Below are 5522 nucleotides of genomic sequence, written 5' to 3'. Positions count from 1 at the left end.
TGCGTCGCGCAGACGGTCCTTACCGATGCGATCTGCAATTTCAGCCCATTCTTGCGCAACATCATCCAGCGCGTCTTGCGCCGTTTTCTGACCGGCCATCGCTTCAGCCACACCATTCGCCATTGACGACATGAACTGGCTTACACCGGGAACACGCAAGTCAAACACACGGTTTTGGCTTTCCTCCATCTCAGACAATGTCGTGACATAAGTCTGCGCTGTTTTATCAGCCCAACCCTGACCTTTCCAATAATCAACATCGAAATGGCTGTTGCGGTAAGGGTTCACACCAAAGCGACCGATCTGCATGTCATGTTCAGCGTTAGCTTCGTTGGAGAAGAAGCAAAGGAAATCAAATCCCATCTCTTGCTCCTCGGACATTGAAGACACTGCTGAAGACCAGCCCCACGTCATATAAGGTGCGCGGTTAGGTGTCTCGAATGTGTCCCATGCACCAGTTGTGCGATTCCAAACTTCGGAAGCCCCCGGTAACGGTGCGGCTGCGACCATATTTCGGATCCGGCTGTCTTCTTGATTGGCCTGAATATAGGCGTCATCCCAGCTATAGCTCATCAAAGTCTGACCACCGCCAAACGAGAAGATCTCGTCGCCCAACCCAAAGTTAGTACCGCCGGGAGGGAAACTGGCCTGAGCTTCGATAAACAGCTCAAGTCCGCGCACGAAACCCGGCGTATTGATCAACGGTTCCATTGTCTCAAGGTCAAAGAAAAACCCGCCTTGGACATCCGGATGCTTGGCATAGGGTGCCGCGCGGCTGATAAACGCTGAGAACATCAGATCATCGCGCTTGGCGACTTCTGCAGAGCCATAGTTCAACTCTCCATCTCCGTCCCAATCGGACGCGTTGAAATATGCGGCGACTTGATTGTACTCCTCCCACGTCGCGGGAACAGTCAATTCATTCCCCGTGTCGGCGAGGTACTGGGCCTGCACTTCGGCATTATCAAAGACGTCTGTGCGGAACTTCAGATAGTGGCGATCACCGTCCATTGGGTACTGGATCATTTCGCCGTTCCACGTCGCAACACCCGTAAAGCTTGGAGTAACATCCATCATGCCCGTTGAGTTGACATAGGCCTCTGGCACAGGGGCAAGGAAGCGGCTGAAATCACCAATCCAAAGTGATGGATAGAACATCACATCATAGGCGTTCTGCTCACTTTGGAATGGGATCATGATCCGCTGGAACAGATCACCAAATGGCACGTGAACGACATTAACTTCGGCTCCGGTCAACTCAGCAAACTGTTCCGCGTGAAGCGCGGTGGGTTCCCCGATGACAGGGATCGCGTGGGTGATGATGTTCAAAGTGCGCCCAGAATAATCCTTGGCGTCTGTCGCTGCATAGCTACAGGTACCCGGCAGGTCCTGTTCGATGCCAAAACGTGTGTAATCTTGTGCCGAGACAGGCACCGCAGATGAGGCGATAATCGCCAGCACCGAGGCCGAAGTTGTAAACCGATATTTCATGTTAGTCCTCCCGTTGGATATTAATGTGAACCGCTCCTCGCGGATCATGCGAAGGCCACAGTTTTGTGGCCCTCGCGATAGATTCAATTCTGGTGGAATTAGGGGATCAGAACCGCACGACCACGGATCTTCCCATCGTGAAGGTCACGCAGCGCGAGATTTGCATCACTCAACGCGTATTCCTTGGTGGTCAGGTCAACTAGCCCACGATGGGCCAATTCCATCAGCTCAGTCAGCTCTGCCCACGTGCCGACAAGATTGCCGATGATGTTCTTTTCGGAAATAACTAGATCAACGGTGGGCACCTGAATATCTTCGCCATACCCAACCACGTAATAACTACCAGCCGCTCGCGTCATCGCGATACCCTTGCGTGTCGTACCCTTTTCGCCAACAAAATCAAGTACGGCTTCGGCGCCGTGACCTTTGGTAAGGGACAATATTGCATCGACTTCGCCACCATCGGCTTTTACCAAATGATCAGCACCACATTCACCCGCGAGGGCCAGTGACGTATCAGATGTATCAACAACGATGATCTCTGCGGCACACATCGCACGCAGAACTTGAATGGCGATATGACCTAAACCACCAGCGCCGATCACAACACAGTACTCACCGGGTAACAGGTGCCGCGTTGCCTTTTTGGCAGCACGGTACGCTGTCAGTCCCGCGTCAGAATACGGTGCGACTTCTTTGGGCAACAGTGACTTGGGCAGTTTGATGATGTTGCGCTCCGATGTAACCAAAGCCTCAGCATAGCCACCATCAGAATCGAGCCCAGGAAACGTGCCTTCGCCATGCATGTCTTGGCCACGACGACAGGCAATACACGTCCCGTTCGAAATCTTGGGGTGGATAATCACCGGATCACCCTTTTTCAAGCCTTCCACTTCGGGGCCGACGTCTTCGACCCAACCTGCATTTTCATGTCCCAAGATAAGCGGCAATAATTCGTTTCCGTTCGGGTCCATATGCGGCCGCCAAATGCCCTCGATGACGTGCAGATCGGTGCGGCACACCCCTGCACCACCAATGCGAACAATTACGTCCGACCCTTTGGTAATGACAGGATCCGGCACATCGATGTAATCGACCCACGAAGGTGCAGTCAGATCGTCATCATATTTATGTAGAACTTGGGCCTTCATGGGACTCTCCGGAAATAAATGTCTGTGAGTTTCTGCCTAGCACTCACTGCCTCCGCAAATTTGACTGCAAGTGTTCAGTTTCTGCATATCGCAGTTATTTATGTGCTCAATAAATGAACAAATATTGGAATTGGCTTTGTTTGTTGGGGCTTTTTTGCCATGTTCACCTTTAACGCTTGGGAGGGCGCCCATGAAAACAGCATTTGATAAAGCCCGCAACGCCCTCGAGGTGAACGGCAAGTTCGCGTATGGAGCCGTGCCAGAGACGATCGCAGACAGCTGGCGACGGTGCATGCGACTTGGCCTGGACCCCGTTGGTAAACCCGAGGAATGTGTCGTTTCTCACACCGACCTTCATCAGCGTCGCGATCAGCAAGATCGCGTGATGCGTCTTGTCAGGCCAGAATTGGAATTACTGAGCGCACAAATCGCTGGATCGAATTTTCTGGTGGCATTCGCAGACAGTGACGGTGTCGTGCTTGATCAAATTTTGGATGAAGAATTTCGCACGTCCACTTGCGGCAAAAGTATCCTCCCCGGTTCAATCTGGAGCGAGGAAATACGCGGCACCAACGCCCTTGGGCTAGCACTTCATACCGGTGCGTCTTGTAACGTCACGGGCCGCGAACATTTCTTCGCAAAAGAAGGTACGGTATCGTGCCTATCTGCTCCCATTTTTGACAGTAGCGGCCAATTAATAGGGTTGCTGGATGCGTCTTCCGAAGTGACCGCCAGACAGTATCATACCCTCGCGTTGGTAAACCTTGCCGCGCAAAACGTTGAAAACCGCTTATTCGTGGAGGATCATCGCGGCGAACACATAATCCAATTTCATCCCCGTCAAGAATACCTCAAGACCCAAAATGTCGGCATGATTGCGTTCAACGAAGACGGCCAGATAACGGGGGCAAACCGTCGCACCGGGGAGCTTTTGACAGGTTTGAATCTTGCTAATGCGATCAAATTCCAAGACGTCTTTATGGGGCAGTTCCGACCCTTGATCGAACAAATATGTAGGGGCGAAATCGTTCAAATTAGTGATTGGCTGAGGTCTGGGTACTTTGCACGCCTCAGGCTTACCCACTTGGCACGTACCAAACTTACGAATACGCAAGTGTTGCTGCCGACCGATCCGATCTATCGCGTTCCAAAGGCAGCAGGAGACGTAGGGACCGGGCGCGTTTTCGAAGATGAAGCCTTGCGCCAAAACCTTCGGTTAGGCAGAAAATCTGCCCAACAAGGCCTGCCTGTTTTGATTGTTGGCGCACCCGGAACCGGGAAAAACACAACGGCCGAGGAGATACATGATCAACTTCACCCTGATCAAGCATTCGTCCTTGTCGAGTGTGAGACACTCAATTTAGACGCGGTCGAAGGCCAGCTTATCGCACAGATGAAATCCAAAGCAGATGCGACGTCCAAAAAGCAAGATACCATTGACCTCAACAAGGGCGGCACGCTGTATCTCGATAGGGTTGATCTGCTGCCGATTGAAATCGCGCCAAGCCTGAACACCTTGCTCAATCGTGTCATTCAACGGCGCAATCCGCTGCTGGCTGACGGCGAATGGATCATAATCAGCAGCGCGCAGAATTCTGCCAGCTTGAACGACGCAATAGGCCCATTACGCACCTTATACGATCGGCTTTCTGGGTTTTCGCTCTACCTGCCCAAACTCTTAAGCCGCTCTGATTTTCGACATCTGTGTTGCGCGATGCTTGCCGCAATCTCCCCTCAACACACGCTTTCAAACAACGGCACAGAGGCGCTTAAGATGATGACTGCTGATCACAATCTAACCGATTTGAACCGAAAGCTGCGTACGCTTGCAATCCATCACCACGAAGGAATCATAAGACAAGAAGGTGTGACTCGGATTTTGGGTCAACGTCAGCTTGGGGTCTCGGCGTGTACGCGCTGCGTCGGTCAGATGATCAAGGAAGTAAGATGTATCGAAATACGAAAGGCATTGCGCGACTGTAATGGGAATGTTGCCTTGGCAGCGCGCCAACTTGGTGTTTCTCGAAATACTGTCTACGCCCACGTCGCTGACTAAGCACGCTTAAGTCGCGTCAAGCAAGCGAGCCCTCACTACATCCGCTGATCTTCCGACCGATCTAAAAGGTACTCCACTGCCACACGTATCCTGCGCGGAATATGACGACGCTCTGGATAGACGATCCAATGCGATCGGCTTTTATCTTCAAAGCCCTTTAGAATACGCAGAACCCGACCATCCGAGATCATTTCTTCAAGGTTTTCCATCGGTGTGTAAACTACCACGAGTCTAGGTATTCCAGTGCGTGAGATACTGCACAGGGGGCGTCGGTTTACTCCGATGCCCCTTTCTTAAGTAAAGTTATTAAAAACGGACATTGGGGCGCGTGCAGCCAAGGACTGAAAAGTCCTGCATAGCAGAACTTAGGGTTGGCCGCAGCGAAGGTCAGCTTCAAGTTTATTTATGGGTGCTGACCTTAGTCACGGAGAAATGTGCAGGTATTCTTTTTAATTTAGAGTAGGTGCGTAGAGCAGTGATATTTTGAGAAATAGGCTTATTATATATTTATTACAATATCTTGAGGGGTTCTCATAGACGAGAGATCGGTGAGAAAAATGATAATTGGGGCTACCAGCGACTATGCCAGCAGCCCCATCCCACGATAGAAATCAAAAATCCCGATCATTGGCGATCTTAGGCTGCGACCTAACTTCACTTTTACTGCACTGAGGATGTAGCGTTCCAGTCCTTCCCGCCTGCTTGTAGACGTTGATGTCAGTGCCTTTGGTCTTTCCGCGCTTGTAGCCTGCGTCTGTAAGGCATTGTTTCACTACGCTAGTCGGTGCGTTGAAAAGGTTTGAAATGCCAGTGACCGTATAACC

5 protein-coding genes are annotated in these 5522 nt (G+C 51.4%); 1 reads left to right on the top strand and 4 read right to left on the bottom strand.

The features are described 5' to 3' along the window. Both AC221Y_RS19625 and AC221Y_RS19620 read right to left on the bottom strand, forming a co-directional pair. Positions 1–1491: ABC transporter substrate-binding protein (locus AC221Y_RS19625; RefSeq protein WP_486708111.1), on the bottom strand; the 1491-nt coding region annotated here is incomplete at its 3' end. Positions 1492–1589: 98 nt separating this feature from the next. Beyond that, positions 1590–2642 (bottom strand): NAD(P)-dependent alcohol dehydrogenase, encoded by a 1053-nt coding sequence (locus AC221Y_RS19620; protein WP_486708110.1) that lies wholly within the window; start codon positions 2640–2642, stop codon positions 1590–1592. A 190-nt stretch (positions 2643–2832) separates the two neighbouring features. On the opposite strand from AC221Y_RS19620, the gene AC221Y_RS19615 reads away from it, so the two are divergent. After that, positions 2833–4698, top strand: a complete 1866-nt coding sequence (locus tag AC221Y_RS19615; protein ID WP_486708109.1) for a sigma-54-dependent Fis family transcriptional regulator — start codon at positions 2833–2835, stop codon at positions 4696–4698. 35 nt (positions 4699–4733) lie between these two features. On the opposite strand, the gene AC221Y_RS19610 is transcribed toward AC221Y_RS19615, so the two are convergent. Both AC221Y_RS19610 and AC221Y_RS19605 read right to left on the bottom strand, forming a co-directional pair. Further along, positions 4734–4925, bottom strand: coding sequence for a hypothetical protein (locus AC221Y_RS19610; protein ID WP_486708108.1), 192 nt, complete (start codon positions 4923–4925; stop codon positions 4734–4736). A gap of 384 nt (positions 4926–5309) precedes the next feature. Continuing rightward, the coding region (locus tag AC221Y_RS19605) for a hypothetical protein (protein WP_486708107.1) at positions 5310–5522 on the bottom strand (213 nt) is incomplete at its 5' end.

This window comes from Boseongicola sp. (assembly GCF_057460485.1).
This window is presented reverse-complemented; position numbering and strand designations above follow the sequence as displayed.